Consider the following 21,918-nt stretch of genomic DNA (forward strand, 5'->3'; position numbering starts at 1 on the left):
TTCCTCCTCGTGGCACGGGGCCCGCGGACGCGGGCTGCTCCCTGTCTCATCGGCAGCCGCGGGACGGAGCCTGAGCGGATGGCGGCGTTCGTCACCGGGCGAGGACGACGCGGTTGCGCCCGCCGGCCTTGGCGGCGTACAGCGCGGCGTCCGCGGCGGCCACCAGGGCGCGCGCGTCGGCGCCGTCGGCGGGGTGGACGGCTACCCCGGCGGAGATGGTCACGGACAGGCTGCGGGGCCCGTCGGCGCCCACCAGCGGCACGACGGTGGCCTCGCAGCGGGTGCGGATCTGCTCCGCCCGCCGCATGGTGGCCTCCACCCCGGCGCCGGGCAGCAGCACGACGAACTCCTCCCCGCCGTAGCGGGCGACGGTGTCGCCCTCGCGGGTGCCTGCCAGCAACGAGTGCGCCACCGCGCACAGCACGTCGTCGCCGACCTGGTGGCCGTGGGTGTCGTTGACGGACTTGAAGTGGTCCACGTCCATCAGCACCAGGCCCACCGGCTCGCCGGTGGCTGCGGCGTCCGCCAGCGCCCGGTCCAGGGAGGCCATCAGGTGCCGGCGGTTGTGCAGGCCCGTCAGCGCGTCCCGCACCGCCTCCTCCTGCAGCTGCTCGCGCAGCTCCTCGATGGTGGCCACGTGCTCGCGCAGCGCCCGGTCCGCGGCGACCGCCTCGCTGACGTCGCGGGCGGTCACCACCCGCGCCAGGAGGTTGCCGCGCGCGTCGACGTGGACGCTGGAGCGCAGGTCCAGGTGCAGGCCGGGCGCCACCTCGACGATCCGCTGGCAGGTCTCCTCCAGCAGCGGCCGCACCTCGGGCCGGCGCAGGACCTCCCGCGCCGGCAGGCCGACGAGCTCGGCGGGCAGGTCGGGGCGGATCCGTCGGATCATCGTCTGCCCGGCGCGGTTGACGTCCACGACGCGCCCGGCGTGGTCGACGACGAAGACGCCGTCCTGCAGGGTGTCCACGACCTGCGCCCGCGCGACCGGCACCACCTGCAGCAGGCCCTGCCGGAACAGCGCCCGCGCCATGATCAGGCCGGTGAGCACGAAGAAGACGGGGGTGTAGTCGACGCCGCTGAAGACCTGCGGCGCGCTGAGGGTCACGGCGTTCAGCGCGGTGGGCAGCAGGGCCCCCGCGATGAGGCTGCCCAGCTGCTTGCGGAAGATCGACGACGCCCGCCACCAGCCGCGCACCAGGCGCGCCATCGACCAGGTCAGCAGCGCGTAGCAGTAGGCGGAGTGCGCCCAGAACGCCGGCCCGAAGACCAGCTTCGGGTACCCGGCGGTGTCCTCGTAGCCGCTGTAGAAGAGGTGGTGCCAGGCGTCGGTGGCCACGACCAGCACGACGACGGCCGGGACCAGCGCGAGCACGGCGAGCGTGCGGCGCCGCAGCCGCCAGGACGGGTCGACGACCGCCCACGTCATGCACAGCGTCGAGGCGATGAGCAGGTGGATCGCGGCGTAGTTGACGACGTGGACCACCCGCTCGGCGAGCACCGGCACGCCCAGGTGCAGGAGCCCGGCGCACGCGGCCCAGCCCCCCGCCCCGGCCATCAGCGCAGCGAGCGCCGTCGCGGCGGGGGTGATCCGCCGGTGCCGCCACGACCATCCCGCGGTGGCCCCGCAGAGCAGGGCCGCGAGGAGGAAGACGACGATGCCCGCCGATGGGATCTCCGCTGGTGCGCTCATCGTGACCTCCTCCCCCGTCCCGCCCCCGGCGGCGCCGAGAGTCCTGGGAGGACATCGGCACGCGCGGGGCGGGAACTGAGCCCCGGGACCGCGAGGGCGGGGCGGCTGCGTGCGACCGACCGGGTCCCGGACCGGCGCGGTCCGCCCGCCCCGCCACCGCGGCCGCCCTGCTGCTACACCTGTCGGGCATGACGCGTCTGACCGGCGGAAGCGACCCGTCCCTGCCCGAGCGCCCCGGCACCGCCCACCTGGACGCCCTGCGCGACGCCGCCGACAGCGCGGCCGGGCGCGCCACTCCCCTCCCCAGCGGGTACTCCGGCGCTCCGGCCGCGCTGCTCGACGCCGCCGAGTCCGCGGTGGAGGCCGCCGCGCCCGACCTCCTCGCCCTCAGCCGCGACCTGCACGCCCACCCCGAGGAGGGCTGGGCCGAGCACCGCTCCGCGCGGGCCCTGGCCGACCTCCTCGCCCGCCACGGCGTCGACGCGCAGGTGGGCGTCCACGGCCTCGACACGGCCCTGCGCGCCACCACGGGCGCCGGCGGGCCGGTCGTGGCGGTCCTCGCCGAGTACGACGCCCTGCCGGGCATCGGTCACGGCTGCGGCCACAACGTCATCGCCGCCGCGGCCGCCGGGGCCTTCCTCGGCCTGCACGCGGTGCTCTCCGGCTCCGGGGACCGAGCGCTTCCGGGCACGGCGGTGCTGCTGGGCACTCCCGCGGAGGAGGGCGGCGGCGGCAAGGAGCTGCTGGCCCGCGCGGGCGCGCTGGAGGGGGTGGACGCCGTCCTGATGGTCCACCCGTTCACCTACGACGTGGCGGTGCTGCCCTTCCTGGGCCGGCGGCAGGTGCGGGCCACCTACCGGGGGGTCGCCGCCCACGCCTCGGCGCAGCCGTTCATGGGGCGCAACGCCCTCGACGCGGTGGTGGCCGGTTACCAGGGGATCGCCATGCTGCGGCAGCACATCCCGTCCTCTGACCGGGTCCACGGCATCGTCCTCGAGGGCGGTGAGCGGCCCAACGTGGTGCCGGAGCGGGCGGTGGCGGAGTACTACGTGCGCTCGGCGCGGCCGGAGACGCTGGTGGAGCTGTGCACGCGGGTGGAGGCGGTGCTGGTCGCGGCGGCGGCGATGACCGGCTGCGGCTACGAGCTGGAGTGGGACCGGCAGCCGGCGTACCTGCCGATCCGGGCGAACCTGGCGATGGCGGCGCGCTGGACCCTGCACCAGCGCCGGCGCGGGCGCACCGCACTGCCGCCGGGGGTGGTGCCGGAGTCGCTGTCGGGCTCGACGGACCTGGGCAACCTCAGCGTCCGGGTCCCCGCGATCCACCCCATGATCGCCATCGCGGGCCCGGAGGAGTCGCTGCACACGCGGGGCTTCGCCGAGGCGGCGGGTTCGGAGGCCGGCGACCGGGGTGCGCTGGACGGGGCGGTGGGGCTGGCGCTGACGGCCCTGGACCTGCTGGCCGACGCGGACCTGCTGGCCGCCGTCCGGGCGGAGTTCGCCGCTGCCGGGGGCGCCCTCGACGTGGAGGAGTACCTCTCGTGAGGGCGCCCGGGCGGCTCAGGCGTCGATGCGCTCCCGGTCCAGCTTCGCCGCCCCGGCCACGATGAAGTCCTTGCGGGGTGCGACCTCGTTGCCCATCAGCAGCTCGAAGACGTCCTCGGCCCCCTGGGCGTCGGCGATGGTCACCCGCCGCAGGGTGCGGCGGCCCGGGTCCATCGTCGTCTCGGCGAGCTGGTCGGCGTTCATCTCGCCGAGGCCCTTGTACCGCTGGATGGGCTCCTTGTAGCGGCGGCCCTTCTTGGCCAGGTCCGCCAGCAGCCGCCGCAGCTCCGCGTCGGAGTACGTGTAGACGACCTCGTTGGGCTTGCGCCCGGCGCCGATCACCTCGATGCGGTGCAGCGGCGGGACGGCGGCGAAGACCCGCCCGGCGTCCACCAAGGGCCGCATGTAGCGGAAGAACAGGGTCAGCAGCAGGGTGCGGATGTGGGCGCCGTCCACGTCCGCGTCCGTCATCAGCACGATCTTGCCGTAGCGGGCGGCGTCGACGTCGAAGCTGCGCCCGGAGCCGGCGCCGACGACCTGGATGATCGAGGCGCACTCGGCGTTCTTGAGCATGTCCGCCACGGACGCCTTCTGGACGTTGAGGATCTTGCCGCGCAGGGGCAGCAGCGCCTGGTACTCCGAGTCGCGGGCGACGTTGGCCGTGCCGAGCGCGGAGTCGCCCTCCACGAGGAACAGCTCGGTGCGGGCCACGTCGTCGGAGCGGCAGTCCTTGAGCTTTGCGGGCAGCGAGGAGGTCTCCAGGGCGTTCTTGCGCCGCTGCGTCTCCTTGTGCTGGCGGGCGGAGACGCGGGCCTTCATCTCCGCGACGACCTTCTCCAGCAGCATCGACGACTGCTGCTTCTCGTCGCGCTTGGCCGACGTCAGGATCGCGGTCAGCTCCCGCTCGACGACGCGGGCGACGATGGGACGCACGGCCGCGGTGCCCAGCACCTCCTTGGTCTGCCCCTCGAACTGCGGCTCCGCCAGTCGCACGGTGACCACCGCGGTCAGCCCTGCGAGGACGTCGTCCTTCTCGATCTTGTCGTCCTTGCCGCCGGCCTTGAGGCGCCGCGCGTTGACCTCGACCTGCTTGCGCAGGACCTTCAGCAGCGCCGCGTCGAAGCCGGCGAGGTGGGTGCCGCCCTTGGGGGTGGAGATGATGTTGACGTAGGACTGCACGGTCGTCTCGTAGCCGGTGCCCCAGCGGACGGCGATGTCCACGTCGCACTGGCGCTCCACCTCGGTGACCGTCATGTGCCCGTCGTCGTCGAGGACCGGCACGTTCTCCCGGAAGTGGTCGGTGCCCTGCAGCCGCCACACGCCGGTGACGGGCGCGTCGGGTGCGAGGAAGTCGGCGAACTCCCCGATGCCGCCGTCGTGGCGGAAGGTCTCCTCGTGGGGGCCGTGCTCGGCCGGCGTGCCGGGCAGGCCGCGCTCGTCGCGGATGACGATGGACAGCCCCGGCACCAGGAACGAGGTCTGCCGGGCGCGGGCGACGAGGTCGGAGTAGGAGAACTCCGCCTCCTTGAGGAAGATCTGCTTGTCCGCCCAGTAGCGCACCCGGGTGCCGGTCACGCCCCGCTTGGCGCGGCCGACGACCTCCAGGCCGGTGGTGCGCTCGAACGGCGCGTCGGGGCCCTCCCCCGCGAAGCGCCCCGGCACGCCGCGCCGGAAGCTGGTGGCGTGGGTCTTGCCGCCCCGGTCGACCTCGACGTCCAGGCGCGCAGAGAGGGCGTTGACGACGCTGGCGCCGACGCCGTGCAGACCGCCGGAGGCGGAGTAGGAGCCGCCGCCGAACTTGCCGCCCGCGTGCAGGTGGGTGAAGACGACCTCCACGCCCGACAGGCCCGTGCGCGGCTCCACGTCCACGGGGATGCCGCGGCCGTCGTCGCGCACCTCCACGGAGGAGTCGGCGTGCAGGACCACGACGATCCGGGAGCAGTGCTCGCCCAGCGCCTCGTCCACGGAGTTGTCGATGATCTCCCACAGGCAGTGCATGAGGCCGCGGGAGTCGGTGGAGCCGATGTACATGCCGGGGCGCTTGCGGACCGCTTCCAGCCCCTCCAGCACCAGCAGGTGGGCGGCGGTGTAGCCGTCCGGCTCCTTCTTCGCGGGACGCCGCCCGGCAGGGCTCGCGGCGGGATCGACGGGCTCAGCACTCACCCGGCCAGGTTAGGCGACGCGGGCGACACATCCGGCGGGGCACGCGCGTCGGGCGAGCGCCGGGCACCCGTCCGAGGCGCGATCGCTCCTGGCGAACGGGCGACATGGCGATGCGGGAACCAGCGGGGGTGGTTGGATGTTGGAGCACAGTGGAGGCGGCAGGCAGCCGCCTCCCCGCGAGCCCCGGCCGGCGACGGACGGTGCCCGCACAGCCGAGCACTCCGGAAGGAGCCCCGTGACCACAGCTCTTGCCCACGACCCGCTGACCGCCGCCGACCGCTGCGACCGCTGCGGCGCTCAGGCCTACGTGCGCGTCGTCCTGGGTACCGGCGGAGAGCTGCTCTTCTGCGGCCACCACGGCCGCGAGCACCGCGAGGCCCTCCAGGGCGTCGCCCGCCAGATCCAGGACGAGACCGGCCGGCTCACCGCGACGCCGGCCTCGTCGCAGGACGACGAACGCTGAGCACCGCAACCACGCACACCGGAGCCCGGCTCCACCCACCGACCCGTGGGTGACGCCGGGCTCCTGCTCGTCGCCCTCGTCATGGCCGTGGGGGTGGCGGGCACGCTGCTGCCCGTCCTGCCGGGGGCGCTGCTCGTGCTGGCGGCCGGCCTGGCCTGGGCCTGGCTCACCGGCGGGGCCGCCTGGTGGGTGCTGCTCGGCATGGTCGTCGTGCTCAGCGGCGGGCAGGTCGCCAAGTACCTCCTGCCCGGCCGGCGCATGCAGGAGCTGGGCATCCCCAACCGCACCCTCTTCGTCGGCGCCGCCCTCGCGGTCGCCGGCTTCTTCGCCGTCCCCGTCGTCGGCCTGCCCCTCGGCTTCGTCGCGGGCGTCTACCTCGCCGAGTCCGCGCGCCTGCGCGGCGGGGGCGCGGAGGCCTGGCGCTCCACGGTGCACGCCCTCAAGGCCGCCGGGCTGAGCATGGCGATCGAGGTCGCCGCGGCGCTGCTGGCCGTGGGGGGCTGGGCCGTGGCCGCCCTGGTGCTGCGCGGCTGACGGGGCGGCGCGGGGCGCGACCGCAGATGGGGGTGGTGGCCGTCGGGTCGCCACCCCCACCTGCGTGGTGGTGCGGTCCGGTCCGTGCGGGCCGGTGTCCCGTCGACGGCGGCCGCAACGGCGGAGGCCCCGCCCCCCCGTCCAGGACGGGGGGCGGGGCCTCCGCTGTCGGTGCGGCCGCGCGGCAGGGGGACGCTCAGCCGCGGCCCGGGTCAGTCGACCTGACGCTCCACGTCGACGTGGATGCCGTAGTTGGCGGTGTTCGCGAGGCCGCTGATGGTGATCGAGTCGCCCGTGGCAGTGCGCTTGACGGAGAAGGAACCGACCTTGACCTCCTTGGTGGGCACCGTGCTCAGCGGCTGCACCTTCACGTTCTCGAGGACGCCGGCGAAGCGGTAGCCCTTGTCCAGGACGATCGTGAGGCTGGTGCTGTTGCTGGCCAGCCCGCGGCTCGCGGTGACCTGACCGGCGTCGAAGTGCTGGCCGGCGACCAGGTCGACGCCCGTGCCGTTCGACAGCGCGCTGTAGGACGAGTACATGAACCAGTTGCCGCTCCCCGGGTACGCGGTGCCGCGACCGGTGGCGGTCTCCCCCTTCCACGTCGCGGGGTACTCGCAGTTCAGCGTCACCGACGCGCTGCCGTGGAGGGCGGTGCCGCCGGTCGGGGTCAGCACCGCGGTGTTCTCCACCGTCGTGGTGAACTTGCGGAAGGCGTCGTAGGCGCTGCGCTCCGTGGGGCAGGTGTCGGTCCGCGACTCGACGATCGCGGCGCTGTTCCCGATGGTCTCGCTGTAGCTGAGCAGGTCGTCCCTGAGCAGCGCGCTGTCGGAGCCGTCGAGGTTCTCCGTGAACTCCACGGCCGCGGTGGTGGTCTTGACGCCGTCCTCGTTCTCGCCGAAGCCGATGAAGCCGACGTGGCCGGCGGGCACGGTCTCCACGGTCGTGACGGTGGCCGTGTTCAGCGTCGCCGAGGTCCCGCCGGGAGCGGCACGGTAGAGGCAGTCGACGCCCGCGCCCGCCGCGAGGGTCAGGGTAACCTGAGCCCCCTCGGTCCCGGGGTCGCAGTCGAGGTCGACGCGGCTGCCGTCGTCCAGCGTGTCGGCGACGTTCACGGTGGCCTGCATGTTGGTGCCGTTGGTGACCGTGATCTTGCCGGTGATGAGGTGGTCGCGGGGGCCGGAGTCGGCCTTGGTGGCCTGCACGTTCCACGTCGAGGTGAAGGACTGACCCGGCGTTCCGCTGTAGGTGACGTCTGCCTGGCCGGCTTCGCTGCCCGCGGTCAGGACGTCCTTGGTGAGGGCCCAGCTGACCTTGCGGTCGTAGGTGGCGACCGCGGTCTTGCTGACCGTCAGCTCACCGGTCGGCTTGAAGGGCAGGTAGCAGAAGGAGACATGGCTGATCTCCTGCCCCGTCGACGTGGTGAGGCCGTCGTCACCGAACGTGCCCTTGAGGGTCGTGTAGTTGTAGACGTTGAACGCGGACTGCGTGCCGCCCTTGACCACGATGACGAGGACGGGCAGATCGGAGACGAAGTCGAAGGTGTTGCCGGTCACCTTGGTGATCGTGACCGGGCCGGCCTCGTCTCCCACCTGGGGCGCCCTGTCGATCTTCTCTTCGAGCGCCCCCGAGGTGAAGTCACCGCACGTGGGGTTGTCCTTCGTGCCGGAACTCGGCTTGACGTCCGGCCCCGTGGGGGTGGTCGCGAAGGCGGGGGCCGCGAGGCTGCCGCCGAAGATCAGGGAAGTCGTGGCGAGCGCCGCGAGTGCTGCTCGGGTGGTGCGCATGGTCCCTCCAGGGGCTGTAGCTCCGTCGCGTCGCAACTGTCGCGGGCTGAGCCGTTGAGGACATGACCACCTGTGACTAGCTGGAGTTCAACTTCCTAAACGCCGGAACGACGGTTGCGGTCTCCGTGATCGGAGCATCACCCAGCGCATGCAGAAAGCCCCGCTCCTCCGGGAGAACCGGAGGAACGGGGCTTCTGCACGAACTCGCCGCGAGCGGGTCGCCGCGTGACGGCCCGCCGGGGCGGCGCTCAGTCCAGGTAGTCGCGCAGCACCTGCGAGCGCGAGGGATGCCGCAGCTTCGACATCGTCTTGGACTCGATCTGGCGGATCCGCTCGCGCGTGACGCCGTAGACCTTGCCGATCTCGTCCAGCGTCTTCGGCTGCCCGTCGGTGAGGCCGAAGCGCATCGACACCACACCCGCCTCGCGCTCGGAGAGCGTGTCGAGGACGGAGTGCAGCTGCTCCTGCAGCAGGGTGAAGCTCACCGCGTCGGCCGGCACGACGGCCTCGGAGTCCTCGATGAGGTCACCGAACTCCGAGTCCCCGTCCTCGCCCAGCGGCGTGTGCAGGGAGATCGGCTCACGCCCGTACTTCTGGACCTCGACGACCTTCTCCGGGGTCATGTCGAGCTCCTTGGCGAGCTCCTCCGGGGTGGGCTCGCGCCCGAGGTCCTGCAGCATCTGGCGCTGGACGCGGGCCAGCTTGTTGATGACCTCGACCATGTGCACCGGAATGCGGATGGTGCGGGCCTGGTCGGCCATCGCGCGCGTGATGGCCTGCCGGATCCACCAGGTGGCGTACGTGGAGAACTTGTAGCCCTTGGTGTAGTCGAACTTCTCCACCGCGCGGATCAGGCCGAGGTTGCCCTCCTGGATGAGGTCCAGGAAGAGCATGCCGCGGCCGGTGTAGCGCTTGGCGAGGGAGACGACGAGGCGCAGGTTGGCCTCGAGCAGGTGGTTCTTGGCCCGGCGGCCGTCCTCGGCGATCCACCACAGCTCGCGCTTGAGCTTGGGCTCGATCTTGGCGCCGGAGTGCAGCTTCTCCTCGGCGAAGAGGCCGGCCTCGATGCGCTTGGCGAGCTCGACCTCCTGCTCGGCGTTGAGGAGGGCGACCTTGCCGATCTGCTTGAGGTAGTCCTTGACGGGGTCGGCCGTGGCGCCGGCGGTGGCGACCTGCTGGGCGGGCGCGTCGTCGTCGTCGTCGGTGAGGACGAAGCCCCCGGTGGTCGGGGACTTGCCGCGCTCGGTGGTCTCGGCGTCCGGCTCGGCGTCGGCCGCGATCTCCTCGACCTCCTCCAGCGCGCCGGCCGGAACGTCCGCGAGGGCGTCGTCGTCGATCGCGACGTCCTCGACCGCGCCCTCCGGCTCGTCCTTCGAGGAACCGGCCGTCTTGCGGGCCTTGGCGGGCGCGGCGGGCCCGGTGCCCTCCTCGGCAGCGGCGCGCTTGGCGGGTGCGCGGGTCGTCTTGGCGGCCGCCTTGGCCGGTGCGGCCTTGGCGGCGGCGGTCTTGGCCGGAGCCGCCTTCGCGGCGGCGGACTTCGACGCGGCGGTCTTCGACGCCGTGGCCGTCGACGTGGCGCGGCGCGTGGAGGCGGCCGCCACGGCGCGCTTCGGCTGCTCCTCGACGCGGACGGTGACGCCGGCGTCGTCCAGGGCGCGCAGGACGGCCTTCATGCGCTGAAGGGGCAGCTGGGCCTCCTCGCAGGCGCTGCGCACGGCGTGCGCCTCGACGTAGCCGCGAGCAGTCCCCTCCCGCATGAGCTGCTGGAAGGTCTCGTGAGCGAACTCGGGCGGGAGCGGCCGGGAGGTCGATGCCGACGACACGAACTGCCTTTCGTCGAGGGGCGGAACGGGTCGCGAGCAGCGACCGTGATGGCAACCGGTGTCCACAACACCTGGCCGGGCGGGAACATGCCCAGTGGAGACATCAACTGCCAATTGTGGCACGCCGGACCGGGTCGCGGCGCGTCCGGCGCGCGACTGCCCTCGAACGGCGGCGCGCGAGCGGCCCGCCCGGCTCGGGGGGCCTCGACCTCAGGGGGCCTTGACGGCGAGGACCGGGCAGGGCGCGTCGAGGAGGACGCGCTGGGCGCTGGCGCCGAGGATGAGCTTGCCCACGGGGGTGCGGCGGCGCAACCCGATCACGACGAGCTGCGCACCCGTCTCCTCCACCGCTGCGATGAGGTCCTCCGCGGCGTCCAGGCTGTCGGGCACCTCCCGCACGTCGTGCGCCAGGCCGGCCGCCTCGAGCTGCGCGCGGACCCGGGAGTGGACCGCCTCGAGCTCGGCGACCTCCTCGGCGTCCTGCTCACGCCCCGGACGCAGGCTGCGCACGGCGACGAGCGCGGTCCCCTCCCGCACGGCGGCCTCGGCCGCCTGTTCCAGGGCGGTCCGCCCCTCGGGGGTGGGCACCAGGCCGACGACGATCGCCATGCAGTCCTCCGGGCACGGGCTGGCGGGGCAGGGCCCGGAGCGCCGTGCGCCGCCCGGACCGGAGGCCGACCGTACCCGATGGCTGCCGCGGCGCTGTGTCCGCCCGGCTCCGGAGCGCAGCGGCCGGGCGGGAGGGCCTTCGCGAGATCAGGTGGGGCGCCGCCCGGACACCGCGCGCGCAGCCAGCCCGGTGGTGACGGCGCGCGCGACGAGCGCCGCGAGGCTGTGGCCGGGATCACGGCGCAGCGCCTCGGCGGCACACTCCCCCGCGACGACGCAGGACCCGCCCCACCAGGACGCCCACGCCGCCACGGCCAGCGCCGCCGCACCCGCGGCCCCGTCGCAGCGTGCCGCGAGGTCGCAGGCCAGCCGCACCGTCGCCGCGACGTCGCCGGGCACGGGGGGCCGGGACAGGGCGTCGGCGACAGCGCCGGGCGCTCCGCCGGCGGCCACCCGGTCGGCGAGGACGGCGGCGCCGGCTGCGAGATCCACGAGCGCGGCGTCGCGGACGCTCACGTCGCGGACGGCGGCGAGCAGCCGGGCACTCTCGGTCACGTCCACCCCGGGCCCGCCCCGCCGGTAGCGCTCCCGCACGAGCCGCCAGTCCCGCCACGCCCCGGCCCGCCACGCGGTGCGCCCGTCCGCGCAGGAGGGCGGGGCGGCGGAGGCCCCCGCCCTGCGGACGGCCTCGCGCACGTGCTCCCCGGCGAGGGTGAGGTCGGGGAGCACGTCGGCACGGGAGGGCGCCGCGACGAGGCCCCGCCAGACGGCCTCCGCGGGCACCGTCCCGCCGGTCAGCTCCCCCACCGGCCACCCCGGCGCGGGGCAGCAGCCGCGCGCGCCGTCGCAGAGGTAGGAGCGGTAGGTGCGGGCCCCGACGTGCCAGGCGTCCAGCACCTGCGCGCCGGAGACGGCCAGCGCGCGGGTGAGCGCGCCGAGCAGCGAGCGCCGCGGGAGCGGTCCTCCCCGCTCGACGCCCGTCGCGTCGTACACGGCGACGACGGCCCAGGGCGCGCAGGCGGCGGCCGTCGCCGTCAGGGCCCGGACGACCTCCCGTTCCCCCGCCGGGCCCGGGGGCGGCAGGTCGACCCGGGCGAGCGCCGTCACCCCCAGCCGCCCCGGAACCGCCGGGCCGTGGCCCGGCACCTCCGAGCCCCCGTCGCGGGGGGCACCGGGCTCCGCCGCCGAGTCGAGGTGGACCACCACCAGGCTGTCCACGGGCACGAAGCCCAGCTGGTAGGGGATGCTCGCGAGGAGGTCGCGGGGGGAGGACAGCAGCAGCGGGGTGGTCGTCACCCGCCGAGCGTGGTGGCGCCGCCCGCCTCGCAGCGTGGCGTCCACCGGCGGAGGACCGCAGCGGCCCCGGGCACGGACTGTGCACGACTCGCCGAACCGGGTCGCCCCCGGGGCCTCAGCCCCTGCGCCGCCGCGAGGCCGACGTCGCGGACGGGGCCGGTTCCTCCGACACCACCACCTCGTGCGTCACGACCTGGCCGGGGACGGTGCGCGGCGCGGCGCGCTCCCAGCGCAGGAAGTCCTCCGTGGCACTGAGGAGGGTTCCCGCCACCCAGGCGGCGAGCACCGCGTCGTCGACGGTCCCGAGCATCCCGAGGAGCGCCTCGGGCAGGGGGTCCAGCGGCGAGAGGACGTAGCCCGCCGCGGCGCCAGCCGCCAGCAGGCGCAACCGGCTGGTTCCCCGGTACTCCCCGCGTGCCGCCGCCGAGACCATGCGCGGCAGGGCCTGCAGGCGCTGCCCGACACCGGGCTCCCCCGCCGGGGTCCCGTGGCGCACGGTCCGCCACATGACCGCCAGGGCGGCGCCGCGGCGCTTCAGGAGTGCTGTCCGGGCGGCGTCCACGGGTCCTCCCCTCTCCCGCCGGGTCGAGCGGCGGGCTGCTGCGGGTGGGCGCCGGCGAGCGGCCGGTGCCCACCCGGTCAACGGCACGGCGGGTCCGGCGGTTCCCCGGGGCCCCGCCGTCGAACCCTCAGCTGCCCCCTGCCGCGGCCTCCCCGGCGACGGGGACCGCGGAGTTGCTGCGGGGTGTGAACTCGCGCTCGGCGTGCTTGGCGATCCGGCGCAGCAGCAGCAGGTCGGCGCCCGCACCGACCACCCCGCCCAGGACGGGCAGGATGCGCGAGGTCTGCAGGGCGCCGAAGCTGCCGAGACGGGCCAGGAGGCGGAAGCCGACCCCCTTGTTGACGATCATGAGGACGTCCTTGGGGAGCCGCCGCTGCGCCAGCAGGGCCAGCGGCCCACCCGTGGGCAGTCCCGCCGAGCGGAGGACCTGCCCGGCGTCGGAGCCGAGGAGGCAGAGCAGGACGGCGCTGCGCACCTCGGGCCGGGAGACGTCGTAGCCGCGCAGGTGTGCGATGGCGGCGACCATGCGCGTGGCCAGGACGTAGAAGCCGACGATGTTGGCGGGCAGGGCGACCGGCATCGTCACGAGACCGCCCACGCCCGTGGCGAAGCCGCTCCCCGCGGCCATCCGCCCGTGCCGGCGAACCACCACGTGCACGGCGGACTCGGCGCTCGGATGCCCGGCGCGGGCCCGCTCGGCGACCGACACGGCCGAGGCGAAGGGCCCCGCGCCGTCGACGCCCGTGTCGATCAGCCGCTGCACGAGCGCAGTCGCCTTCGACTCCTCCGCGCCGGGGGCGCGGCCCTCCACCTCGGCGTCGTCGCGCGTGCGACGGCCCCACAGCCGTTCGAACATGATCCCTCCCGCGGTCCTGCGGCCGGCGCCCGCAGTCGCTGCCACGGGCCGGTCCGGGGATCGACGCTAGGGGGATCGGGCGCTCGGCGCTCGCGGGACCGGTGACGGCGGGGGGCGCCGGTGCCGACGGGAGAGCGCGAAGGCCGTGGCAGGACCGCGGTCAGGGCCACGGCCGGGCCACGGTCAGATCCGGGTCGGGTCCGGGTCAGGCTGTGCGGTCCTGCTGCGCCAGCCAGGTGTCGACCTCGGCGAGACCGTCCTCGACGTAGCGGCGGCGGGAGCGGCCGCGCGGCATCGGGATGCGGGCCGCGTGCGGCGGGGCGTCCACCGCGGGCAGCAGGTACGGGCTGGCAGCGCTGCGGCGGGCACGGCGTTCGAGCGCCGCGGGAACGAGGAAGCAGGCCAGCAGAGCGATGAGGAGGAAGGTCGCCATGCTGAGTACCTCGGCAGGAGCGGGCGATTCCTTCAGTCCCGATGTTCGCGGGGCCGCCGGGAGGACCCCGATCGGGCCACTGGGAGGATGGGCTCCCGTGGCCCGACCCCGCCGCCCGTCCCCCTCCGAGGGCGAGGCCCTCATCACCACCGGCACGGTCCGCTTCGAGCGCGACCGGGACGACCCCGACGGCTGGCTGGTCCTCGTCAACGGGGTCCCCAGCTCCTACGTCGACCTCGCGGACCCCACCCGCCTGGACTTCGAGTACCAGCAGTGGACCGCTGCCGTGCTCGCTGCCGTGCACCCCGCACCGGCTCCGCTGCGCGCCGCGCACCTGGGCGGGGCGGGCTGCGTGCTGCCGCGCTGCCTGGAGGTGACCCGCCCCGGCTCCAGCCAGGTGGTCTTCGAGGTCGACGAGCGCCTCGTGGAGCTCACCCGCCAGGCGTTCGGGCTGCGCTCCCACCCGCGCTTCCGGCTGCGCGTCAAGGACGGCCGCGACGGCGTGGCCACCCTGCCCGACGCGAGCCAGGACGCCGTCGTCCGCGACGCCTTCGCCCACGACCGGGTCCCCGCCCACCTGTGCACCCGGCAGTTCCTCGCCGACGTCGCCCGGGTGCTGGCCCCCGGCGGGATCTACGTGGCCAACCTGGCCGACCGGCCGCCGATGCCGCGCTCGCGCGCCGAGCTGGCCACCGCCCTGGACGTGTTCGAGCACGTGGCGCTGGTCGCCGAGCCCGCGCAGCTGCGGGGGCGCCGCTACGGCAACGTGCTGCTGCTCGCCTCCTCCGCACCCCTGCCCGCGCAGGCGCTGGTGCGCGGCCTGAGCGGCGGCGCGGCCCCGGCGCGGCTGCTGCACGGCGAGGACGCGCGGAACTACGCGGCCGGGGCGGCCGTCATCACCGACGAGGCCCTGGAGGCGGCCGCCGCCGGATCCGCTGCCCCCGGGACGGCGCGGGCGCGCGGCGGCGCGGACGAGGAGGAGGCCCGGCCGTGACGTCCCCGGCGCTGCCGCCGGCCGGCGACCGGGTCCAGCAGGAGCGGACGGGGCCGGAGGCGGGGGTCGCGGTGGTGCCAGCGGCACCCGGCGCCGGCACCACCGGTCGCCTCGCGGCGCCCGGAACCGCTGCGGGTCCCGGGCGCCGCGACGGCGGGCGTCAGGAGAACTGCGACTCCGACAGGTCCCCGCTCCAGTCGATGTGGAAGGAGCCGGGACGGTCGACGCGGCGGTAGGTGTGGGCGCCGAACAGGTCGCGCAGCCCCTGCACGAGGGCCGCGGAGGAGCGCTCCCGGCGCAGGCCGTCGTAGTAGGCGAGCGCCGAGGAGAAGCCGGGCGCGGGGATGCCCGACTGCACGGACTGCACGACGACGCGGCGCCACGCCTCCTGCCCGGCCGCGACGGCACCGGCGAAGTACGGGTCCACGAGCAGCGACGGCAGGTCCGGCTGCTTCTCGTAGGCCTCGCGGATGCGGTCGAGGAAGCGGGCTCGGATGATGCAGCCGCCGCGCCAGATGGTGGCCATCGCACCGGGGTCGATGCCCCATCCGTACTCGACGGAGCCGGCGCGGATCATGTCGAAGCCCTGGGCGTAGGCCACGACCTTGGACGCGTACAGCGCGGCGCGCACGTCCTCGACGAAGGACTCCGCGTCGGCGGCGTCGACGAAGCCGCCGGCCCCCTCCTCGCCGCCGGGCTCGCCGACGGCCGGCACCTCGGCCGGGCCGGGCAGGACGCCCTGGGCGGCGCGGCGCTGCGCGGCGGAGCCGGACAGCGCGCGGGCGAAGACGGCCTCGGCGATGCCGGAGACGGGGGTGCCGAGGTCGAGGGCGGTCTGCACGGTCCAGCGGCCGGTGCCCTTCTGCTCCGCCTCGTCGACGATGACGTCGACGAGGGGCCGCTCCGGCTGCGAGGGGTCGCCGGCGCGCAGCACGCGCGCGGTGATCTCGATGAGGAAGGACTCCAGGTCACCGGAGTTCCAGCTCTCGAAGACCTCGGCGAGCCGCTCGGGCGTCCAGCCGAGGCCGTGGCGCAGCAGGTCGTAGGCCTCGGCGATGAGCTGCATGTCGGCGTACTCGATGCCGTTGTGCACCATCTTCACGAAGTGCCCGGCGCCGTCGGGACCGACGTGCGTGGAGCAGGGCGTGCCGTCGACGTCCACCGCGATGTCGGCCAGGATCGGGCCGAGCTTGGCGTAGGCGTGCTCGCTGCCACCGGGCATGATGCTCGGCCCGAGCAGGGCGCCCTCCTCGCCGCCGGAGATGCCGACGCCGGCGAAGTGGATGCCGCGCTCCCGCAGGGCGACCTCGCGGCGGCGGGTGTCGGCGAAGTGCGCGTTGCCGCCGTCGACGAGGATGTCGCCCTCCTCCAGGAGCGGCGCGAGCTCGTCGATGACGGCGTCGGTGGGCGCACCCGCCTTCACCATGATGATGATCGTGCGGGGCACGGTGAGGGAGGCGACGAACTCCTCGGCGGTGGCCGCGGGCACGAAGGTGCCCTCGTGGCCGAACTCGCCGACGAGGGCCTTCGTCTTCGACTCGGTGCGGTTGTGGACGGCGGTCACGTAGCCGTGCCGGGCGATGTTGCGCGCGAGGTTGCGCCCCATCGTGGCGAGTCCGGTGACGCCGATCTGCGCGGTGGGGGTGTTGGTCACGCCGCGCAGCCTGCCATGCCGAGGTGACCGGCGGGACGGCCCCGTGTTACGGAGCGCTCACAGCGGGTCGACGCGGATGTGCGCCGGGCTGCCGGGCCGGTACCGGGGGTGTTCACCCGGTGACGATCCTGCGCTAGGGTCGTGCCCGGCGGGAGCGCAGCGTCGCGGTCCCGTCACTCACCTCCTCGTCCGCCGCGCCGGGCCGCGACCTCGCGTCGCAGCACCTCGCGCACCGGCGGAACGACGAACCCCTCCGCCGCGAGCTTGCGCCGGGTGGCCGCCCGGGCCCGGAGGATCGCCACGACCCCCAGTCCCCACAGCGGGAACTGCACCGCCATCGCCGTCTTGAAGGCGCCCAGCGTGTAGGTGTCCGGCGTGCCGGCGCCCTGCAGGTCGAGGGCCACGCCGATGAGCAGCATCACGAGCAGCGCGGAGAAGAACCCGCCGACGTTGACGATGCCCGTCGCGCCCCCGAGGCGGCCCGCCGGGTTGGACGTGCGGGCGTAGTCGAAGCCGATCATCGAGGCGGGCGCCCCGGCGGACATGGCGACCACCAGGACCACGAGCAGCGGCAGCGGGGCGCGGCCGGGCCAGGCCAGCACCGCCGCCCACGCCAGGGCCTGCGCGGCCACGATGCTCAGCACCAGCCACGAGCGGCGCAGCGGGTGGCGGCCGACGAGCGCGCCGAGGGCGGGGCCGATGGCGGCGCCGGAGCAGACGAAGAGGGTGAGCAGCGCCCCGGCGCCGGCGGGGCTGAGGCCCTGCGCCGAGACGAGGAACGGGTAGCCCCACAGCAGCACGAAGGCGGTTCCGGCGAACGGCGTCGCGAAGTGCGAGTACAGCCCGAGCCTCGTGCCGGGATGGCGCCAGGACGCGCGCAGGTCCGCGGCGACGTCGGGCAGGGGCTTGCGGGCGCGCGGGGGCGCCACGCCGGGCGGGGCGTCGCGCAGCACCAGCCAGGCCAGCACCGCGGTGAGCGCGCCGAGGGCCGCGGCGCTGCCGTAGGCGGTCGTCCAGCCGCGGCTGTGCAGCAGCGCCATGAGCGGGAAGACGCTGGCGATCTGCCCCACCTGCCCGAGCAGCCCGACGAGCTGGACGAGGACGGGGGTGCGCCGCGGCGGGAACCAGGTGGAGACGATGCGCAGGACGCTGACGAAGGTCATGGCGTCCCCGGCGCCCAGCAGGATGCGCGCGGCGACCGCCGTCTCCACCTCGGTGGCCACGGCGAGCCCCGCCTGGCCGGCGGACATCAGGACGGCTCCGGTGACGACGAGGACCCGCGCGCCGAAGCGGTCGATGAGGACCCCGACGGGCACCTGCAGCGCCGCGTACACGAGGAGCTGGAGGACCGCGAAGGTGGAGAGGGAGCCGGCGCCGATCCCGAAGCGGGTGGAGGCGTCGATGCCGGCGGCGGACAGGGAGGTGCGGTGCAGGACGGCGACGCCGTAGGCGAGGGTGCCGACGGCGAGGACGAGCCGGGCGCCGCGGGGCGCGGCGGGGGGCGCGGCGGAGGGTGCGGTGGCGGTGGCGGAGGTCACCGGGCGCCCCGCAGCCGGTCGCCGGCGCCGCGCAGGTGCTCGCGGGTGAGGCCGCGCCAGGTGTCCTCGTCCCCGCTGCGGGCGGCCTGGAGCAGCGTGGTGTGCTCGCGCAGGGCGATGGTCATGCGCTCGGGCTCGTCCTCCATGCGCGTGACGCCCATCCGCATCTGCCGGTCGCGGAGGCTGTCGTAGAAGCGGGTGAGGACGGCGTTGCCGGCGGCGGCGACGACGGCGGCGTGGAAGGCGCGGTCGGCGCCCATGAAGGCCCAGGTGTCGCCGTCCTGCGCGGCGGCGTGCATGGCGGCGAGGTGGTCGGCGAGGACGGGGGCGAGCTGGTCGCGCCGGGGCCAGGCGACTGCGGCGGCGTGGGTCTCGACGAGCTCGCGGGCCTCGAGGACGTCCTCGACCTCCTCCGGGGAGACGGGGACGACGAGCGCGCCGCGCTTGGGGATGAGCTTGAGCAGCCCCTCGGCCTCCAGCCGCAGCAGCCCCTCGCGCACGGGGGTGCGGGAGACGCCGACGCGCTCGGCGATGTCGCCCTCGGTGAGCAGCTCCCCGCCGGGGAGGGAGCGGTCGAGGATCGCGGCCTTGACCGCGGCGTAGACGCGCTCGGCGGCCGGTGGGGCGCCCGGCTCGCGGACGGACGGCGAAGCGGAGCGCGACATGAGAATCCCTGCTGCATCCATGATGTATCTATGATGCCACGGGTTCTCCGATGGCCGCGCCACCCCCGCTGGGACACGCTCTGGGGCCATGACCACGATCGAGCGCCCCGGGGCCCGGCAGTGGGTCCCCGCCGACGGGGACGTCGAGGCCCTGCGCACCGCCGTCGGGCAGTGCCGCGGCTGCGAGCTGTGGGAGCCCGCCACGCAGGCCGTCTTCTCCGCCGGCTCCCCCACCGCCCGCCTCGCCCTCGTCGGCGAGCAGCCCGGGGACCAGGAGGACCGCCGCGGCATCCCCTTCGTCGGCCCCGCCGGGCGGCTGCTGCAGCGGGCGGTGGACGAGGCCGGCATCGACCGCGCGCAGGTCTACGTCACCAACGCCGTCAAGCACTTCCGCTTCGAGCAGGCCGGCGAGGGCGCGCGCCGCATCCACAAGAGCCCGGAGCTGGCGCACATCACCGCCTGCAAGCCGTGGCTGGCTGCGGAGCTGGCCCGTGTCGACCCGGACGTCGTCGTGTGCCTCGGTGCCACCGCCGCCAAGGCGCTGCTGCCGAAGGACTTCCGCGTGACCCGGCAGCGGGGGCAGCTGATGCGGCTGGCCACCTCGCGCGGGGAGAAGACGTTCCTGGGCACCATCCACCCCTCCGCGGTGCTGCGGGTGCCGGAGGAGCAGCGGCAGGAGGCCTACGACGCGCTCGTGGCCGACCTGCGGGTGGCGGCGGGCGCGCTCGCGGGCTGAGCGCCTGCTGACACCCCTGCTGCACCGGGAGCGCGACATGCCCGGGGCGGAACCCCGTGGGACGGCGCGCCGGGCCCTCGGTGCAGCCGGGGTGTCAGCCGACCAGCGGCACGCCGCTGCCCGCCTGCCCCAGGACGTGCGCGGCGGCGGCGTGCCCCGCCTCGCAGGCCGCGTACGGGTCGCCGCCGCGCAGCCACCCGGCGAGGAAGCCCGCGGCGAAGGCGTCGCCCGCGCCGGTGGTGTCGCGCACCCGGGGCACCGGCGGGACGGGGACCCGCACCGGCGCGGCGCTCGGGGGCAGCACCGTGCTCGGGCGCGGGCCGTCCTTCACCACCAGGGTCGCGGCGGGCAGCGCCGCGGCCGCCGCCCCCCGCCCCCCGTCCCCGACGAGGCCCAGGAACTCCGCCTCGGAGCGGTTGGCGAAGACCAGGTCCGGCCGAAGCCGGGCGAGCAGGGCGAGGAACTCCTCCTCCCCCACCGCACGCATCAGGCCGGTGGAGGCGACGTCGACCGACACCGCGCCGCCGCGGCGGTGGACCGCCTCCGCGGCGGCCAGCGCCACCGCCCCCAGCCCCGCCGGGTCGAAGGCGTACCCGGAGACGTGCAGGTGCTCCAGGTCCGCCAGCCAGCGCTCGTCCACGGTGGACAGCGACTGGGACGCGGCGCGGTCGGGGAACATCGACCGCTCCCCCGAGGGGTCCACCAGCACCACCACGGTGCCCGTCCGCCCGCGCCGCTGCACGCGCACGTCCACGCCGTGGGAGGCCAGCTCCCGCGCGAGGGCCTCCCCCGCCGCGTCCTCGCCGACGCAGCCGAGGAAGCGGGTCGGCACCTGCCGCGCTGCGTGCACGGCGACGTTCGCGGCGCTGCCCCCGCGGGTGCGCACGACCGTGCACGCGGTGTCGGTGGCCGCCTGCAGGGGTTCGCCCAGCCAGACGACGACGTCCTCCACCAGGTCGCCGAGGATCCCGAGCACGACGGCGCCCTCAGGCCGCGAGGGCGCGGGCGATCTCGGCGCCGAGGCCGACGTTGCCCCGGTAGACGGCCACGTTGACGTCGAGGCTGCGCCCGCCCGTGGCGCGCTGGAAGTGGTCGAGCAGGAACGGCGTGGCGTCGTGGCCGGTGATGCCCGCCGCCTCCGCCGCGGCCAGCGCCTCCGCGAGCACGCGGTCGTGCTCGGCCGGGTCGAGCTGCGCCGCGGCGGAGACGGGGTTGGCGACGAGCAGGGCGGCCTCCAGGTCGAGCTCGTCGCGGGCGCGCACGAGGTCGGCGGCCTCCGCGGCGTCGGCGACGGAGTGCTCCAGGCCGTGGCCGGAGTCGGCGACGTAGAAGCCGGGGAAGCGGGTGGTGCGGTAGCCGACGACGGGGATGGACAGCGTCTCCAGCCGCTCCAGGCTCGCGGGGACGTCGAGGATGGACTTCACCCCCGCGCTCACCACCACGATCGGGGTGCGGGCGAGGACCGGCAGGTCGGCGGACTCGTCGAAGGTCTGCGACGCCCCGCGGTGCACTCCCCCGAGCCCGCCGGTGGAGAACACCCGGATCCCGGCGCGGTGCGCCAGCAACGCGGTGGCGGCGACGGTCGTGCCGCCGCTGAGGCCCTTGGCGGCGGCGACGGGGAGGTCGCGCACGCTGACCTTGACGGCGCCGTCCTCCTGCGCGAGGCGGGTGATGAGGTCCTTCCCGAGGCCGACGACCGCCTGCCCGTCGACGATGCCGATGGTGGCGGGCACCACCCCGGACGCCCGCACCCGCTCCTCCGCCTCCAGCGCGACCTCCAGGTTGCGGGGCCGCGGCAGCCCGTGGGTGAAGATCGTCGACTCCAGCGCCAGCACGGGCCGGCCGGCGGCGACGGCCTCGGCGACCTCGTCGGAGACGACGGTGCGGGGGCGGGACTGCGTCACGGGGAGCTCCTTCGCTCGGGTGGGGACGGGACACCATGCACCCCCCGGTGCCGCCGGTCCAAGTCGCGTCGCAGCCCACCTCGCGGAGGTACCGTGACGGCATGTCGGCTGAGGTGGTGCACGAGGTCCCGCGGGACGGAGCGTCGTCGCGGCCCATGTCGTGGGAGGACTACGAGGCGCTGGGGGACGACGTCCGTGGCGAGTACATCGACGGGTGCCTCGTGATGGTGCCCTCTCCGAGCAGGCGCCACCAGCAGGCCGCGCGCCGCCTGGCGAACCTGCTGGAAGGCGTCGTCGAGGGGCACGAGGTGACGACCGAGTGGGCCTGGAAGCCGGGTCGGAACGAGTTCGTCCCCGACGTCATGGTGTTCCCCGCCACGGACGAGGACGTCCGCTTCACCGGCACCCCCCTGCTCTGCGTGGAAGTCCTCTCCACGAACCGCTCCGATGACCTGGTGCGGAAGGCGTTCAAGTACGCCAAGGCCGGCCTGCCGAACTACTGGGTCCTCGACCCCGTCGAGCGGGCCCTGCACGCCTACGCCCTGCAGGAGGGCATCTACGAGGAGGCGGCTGTCGTCGCGCCGCGCGGCAGCGTCCCCGGCTGGGACGTGCAGATCGACGTGGAGGACCTGCTGCGCTGACGGGTCCAGCCGGCTCGGCGGCCGGCTGC

At 75.2% G+C, this 21,918-nt stretch carries 20 protein-coding genes; 6 read left to right on the forward strand and 14 right to left on the reverse strand.

What is annotated here, in order from left to right; all coding sequences use genetic code 11:
• Positions 1-91: 91 nt before the first annotated feature.
• On the reverse strand, positions 92-1,690 hold the full coding sequence (locus CLV92_RS00435; protein WP_104430829.1) for a diguanylate cyclase: 1,599 nt from the start codon (positions 1,688-1,690) through the stop codon (positions 92-94).
• 188 nt (positions 1,691-1,878) lie between these two features.
• Between CLV92_RS00435 and CLV92_RS00440 the strand changes: the two genes are divergently transcribed.
• Positions 1,879-3,234, forward strand: coding sequence for a M20 family metallopeptidase (locus CLV92_RS00440; RefSeq protein ID WP_104430830.1), 1,356 nt, complete (start codon positions 1,879-1,881; stop codon positions 3,232-3,234).
• A gap of 15 nt (positions 3,235-3,249) precedes the next feature.
• On the opposite strand, the gene CLV92_RS00445 is transcribed toward CLV92_RS00440, so the two are convergent.
• Positions 3,250-5,397, reverse strand: a complete 2,148-nt coding sequence (locus tag CLV92_RS00445; RefSeq protein ID WP_104430831.1) for a DNA gyrase/topoisomerase IV subunit B — start codon at positions 5,395-5,397, stop codon at positions 3,250-3,252.
• Positions 5,398-5,632: 235 nt separating this feature from the next.
• Between CLV92_RS00445 and CLV92_RS00450 the strand changes: the two genes are divergently transcribed.
• Together CLV92_RS00450 and CLV92_RS00455 are read left to right on the forward strand one after the other, a co-directional pair.
• On the forward strand, positions 5,633-5,860 hold the full coding sequence (locus CLV92_RS00450) for a DUF7455 domain-containing protein (RefSeq protein WP_104430832.1): 228 nt from the start codon (positions 5,633-5,635) through the stop codon (positions 5,858-5,860).
• Positions 5,861-5,905: 45 nt separating this feature from the next.
• Positions 5,906-6,394 (forward strand): DUF456 domain-containing protein, encoded by a 489-nt coding sequence (locus tag CLV92_RS00455; RefSeq protein ID WP_211290735.1) that lies wholly within the window; start codon positions 5,906-5,908, stop codon positions 6,392-6,394.
• A 212-nt stretch (positions 6,395-6,606) separates the two neighbouring features.
• On the opposite strand, the gene CLV92_RS00460 is transcribed toward CLV92_RS00455, so the two are convergent.
• The 7 genes from CLV92_RS00460 to CLV92_RS00490 all read right to left on the reverse strand — a co-directional run bounded on the left by CLV92_RS00460 (position 6,607) and on the right by CLV92_RS00490 (position 13,757).
• On the reverse strand, positions 6,607-8,178 hold the full coding sequence (locus CLV92_RS00460; RefSeq protein WP_104430833.1) for a hypothetical protein: 1,572 nt from the start codon (positions 8,176-8,178) through the stop codon (positions 6,607-6,609).
• Positions 8,179-8,426: 248 nt separating this feature from the next.
• Positions 8,427-10,001, reverse strand: coding sequence for an RNA polymerase sigma factor (locus CLV92_RS00465; protein ID WP_104430834.1), 1,575 nt, complete (start codon positions 9,999-10,001; stop codon positions 8,427-8,429).
• A gap of 210 nt (positions 10,002-10,211) precedes the next feature.
• A complete protein-coding gene (locus CLV92_RS00470) occupies positions 10,212-10,610 on the reverse strand; it encodes a universal stress protein (RefSeq protein ID WP_104430835.1) in 399 nt (132 codons plus the stop codon).
• A 147-nt stretch (positions 10,611-10,757) separates the two neighbouring features.
• On the reverse strand, positions 10,758-11,906 hold the full coding sequence (locus CLV92_RS00475; protein ID WP_158257083.1) for a DUF4192 family protein: 1,149 nt from the start codon (positions 11,904-11,906) through the stop codon (positions 10,758-10,760).
• Between the two features lie 115 nt (positions 11,907-12,021).
• Positions 12,022-12,468, reverse strand: a complete 447-nt coding sequence (locus tag CLV92_RS00480) for a DUF1232 domain-containing protein (RefSeq protein WP_104430837.1) — start codon at positions 12,466-12,468, stop codon at positions 12,022-12,024.
• Positions 12,469-12,595: 127 nt separating this feature from the next.
• Positions 12,596-13,324, reverse strand: coding sequence for an EcsC family protein (locus CLV92_RS00485; protein ID WP_104430838.1), 729 nt, complete (start codon positions 13,322-13,324; stop codon positions 12,596-12,598).
• A 205-nt stretch (positions 13,325-13,529) separates the two neighbouring features.
• Positions 13,530-13,757 (reverse strand): hypothetical protein, encoded by a 228-nt coding sequence (locus CLV92_RS00490; RefSeq protein WP_104430839.1) that lies wholly within the window; start codon positions 13,755-13,757, stop codon positions 13,530-13,532.
• A 97-nt stretch (positions 13,758-13,854) separates the two neighbouring features.
• Between CLV92_RS00490 and CLV92_RS00495 the strand changes: the two genes are divergently transcribed.
• Positions 13,855-14,751, forward strand: coding sequence for a spermidine synthase (locus tag CLV92_RS00495; RefSeq protein WP_104430840.1), 897 nt, complete (start codon positions 13,855-13,857; stop codon positions 14,749-14,751).
• Positions 14,752-14,911: 160 nt separating this feature from the next.
• Here the strand turns inward: CLV92_RS00495 and gndA are convergent, their stop codons facing one another.
• From gndA to CLV92_RS00510, 3 genes are all read right to left on the reverse strand, one after another.
• Positions 14,912-16,357 (reverse strand): NADP-dependent phosphogluconate dehydrogenase, encoded by a 1,446-nt coding sequence (gndA, locus tag CLV92_RS00500; protein ID WP_104431223.1) that lies wholly within the window; start codon positions 16,355-16,357, stop codon positions 14,912-14,914.
• A gap of 221 nt (positions 16,358-16,578) precedes the next feature.
• Positions 16,579-17,943, reverse strand: coding sequence for an MFS transporter (locus CLV92_RS00505; RefSeq protein ID WP_104430841.1), 1,365 nt, complete (start codon positions 17,941-17,943; stop codon positions 16,579-16,581).
• A complete protein-coding gene (locus tag CLV92_RS00510; RefSeq protein ID WP_104430842.1) occupies positions 17,940-18,608 on the reverse strand; it encodes a GntR family transcriptional regulator in 669 nt (222 codons plus the stop codon). The genes CLV92_RS00505 and CLV92_RS00510 overlap by 4 nt, the downstream gene beginning before the upstream one ends.
• 88 nt (positions 18,609-18,696) lie before the next feature.
• Between CLV92_RS00510 and CLV92_RS00515 the strand changes: the two genes are divergently transcribed.
• Positions 18,697-19,344, forward strand: coding sequence for a UdgX family uracil-DNA binding protein (locus tag CLV92_RS00515; protein ID WP_104430843.1), 648 nt, complete (start codon positions 18,697-18,699; stop codon positions 19,342-19,344).
• Between the two features lie 94 nt (positions 19,345-19,438).
• Here CLV92_RS00515 and CLV92_RS00520 read toward each other — a convergent pair whose 3' ends face one another.
• Together CLV92_RS00520 and CLV92_RS00525 are read right to left on the reverse strand one after the other, a co-directional pair.
• Positions 19,439-20,320 (reverse strand): carbohydrate kinase family protein, encoded by an 882-nt coding sequence (locus tag CLV92_RS00520; RefSeq protein ID WP_104430844.1) that lies wholly within the window; start codon positions 20,318-20,320, stop codon positions 19,439-19,441.
• 10 nt (positions 20,321-20,330) lie between these two features.
• Entirely contained in the window at positions 20,331-21,248 is a 918-nt protein-coding gene (locus CLV92_RS00525; protein WP_104430845.1) for a pseudouridine-5'-phosphate glycosidase, read from the reverse strand.
• Between the two features lie 101 nt (positions 21,249-21,349).
• Between CLV92_RS00525 and CLV92_RS00530 the strand changes: the two genes are divergently transcribed.
• Positions 21,350-21,889 carry a Uma2 family endonuclease gene (locus tag CLV92_RS00530; RefSeq protein ID WP_158257084.1) on the forward strand — a complete coding sequence of 180 codons (540 nt, stop codon included), beginning with the start codon at positions 21,350-21,352 and terminating at the stop codon, positions 21,887-21,889.
• Positions 21,890-21,918 lie beyond the last annotated feature (29 nt).

This window comes from Kineococcus xinjiangensis, assembly GCF_002934625.1.
GTDB classification, from domain to species: Bacteria; Actinomycetota; Actinomycetes; order Actinomycetales; family Kineococcaceae; genus Kineococcus_A; species Kineococcus_A xinjiangensis.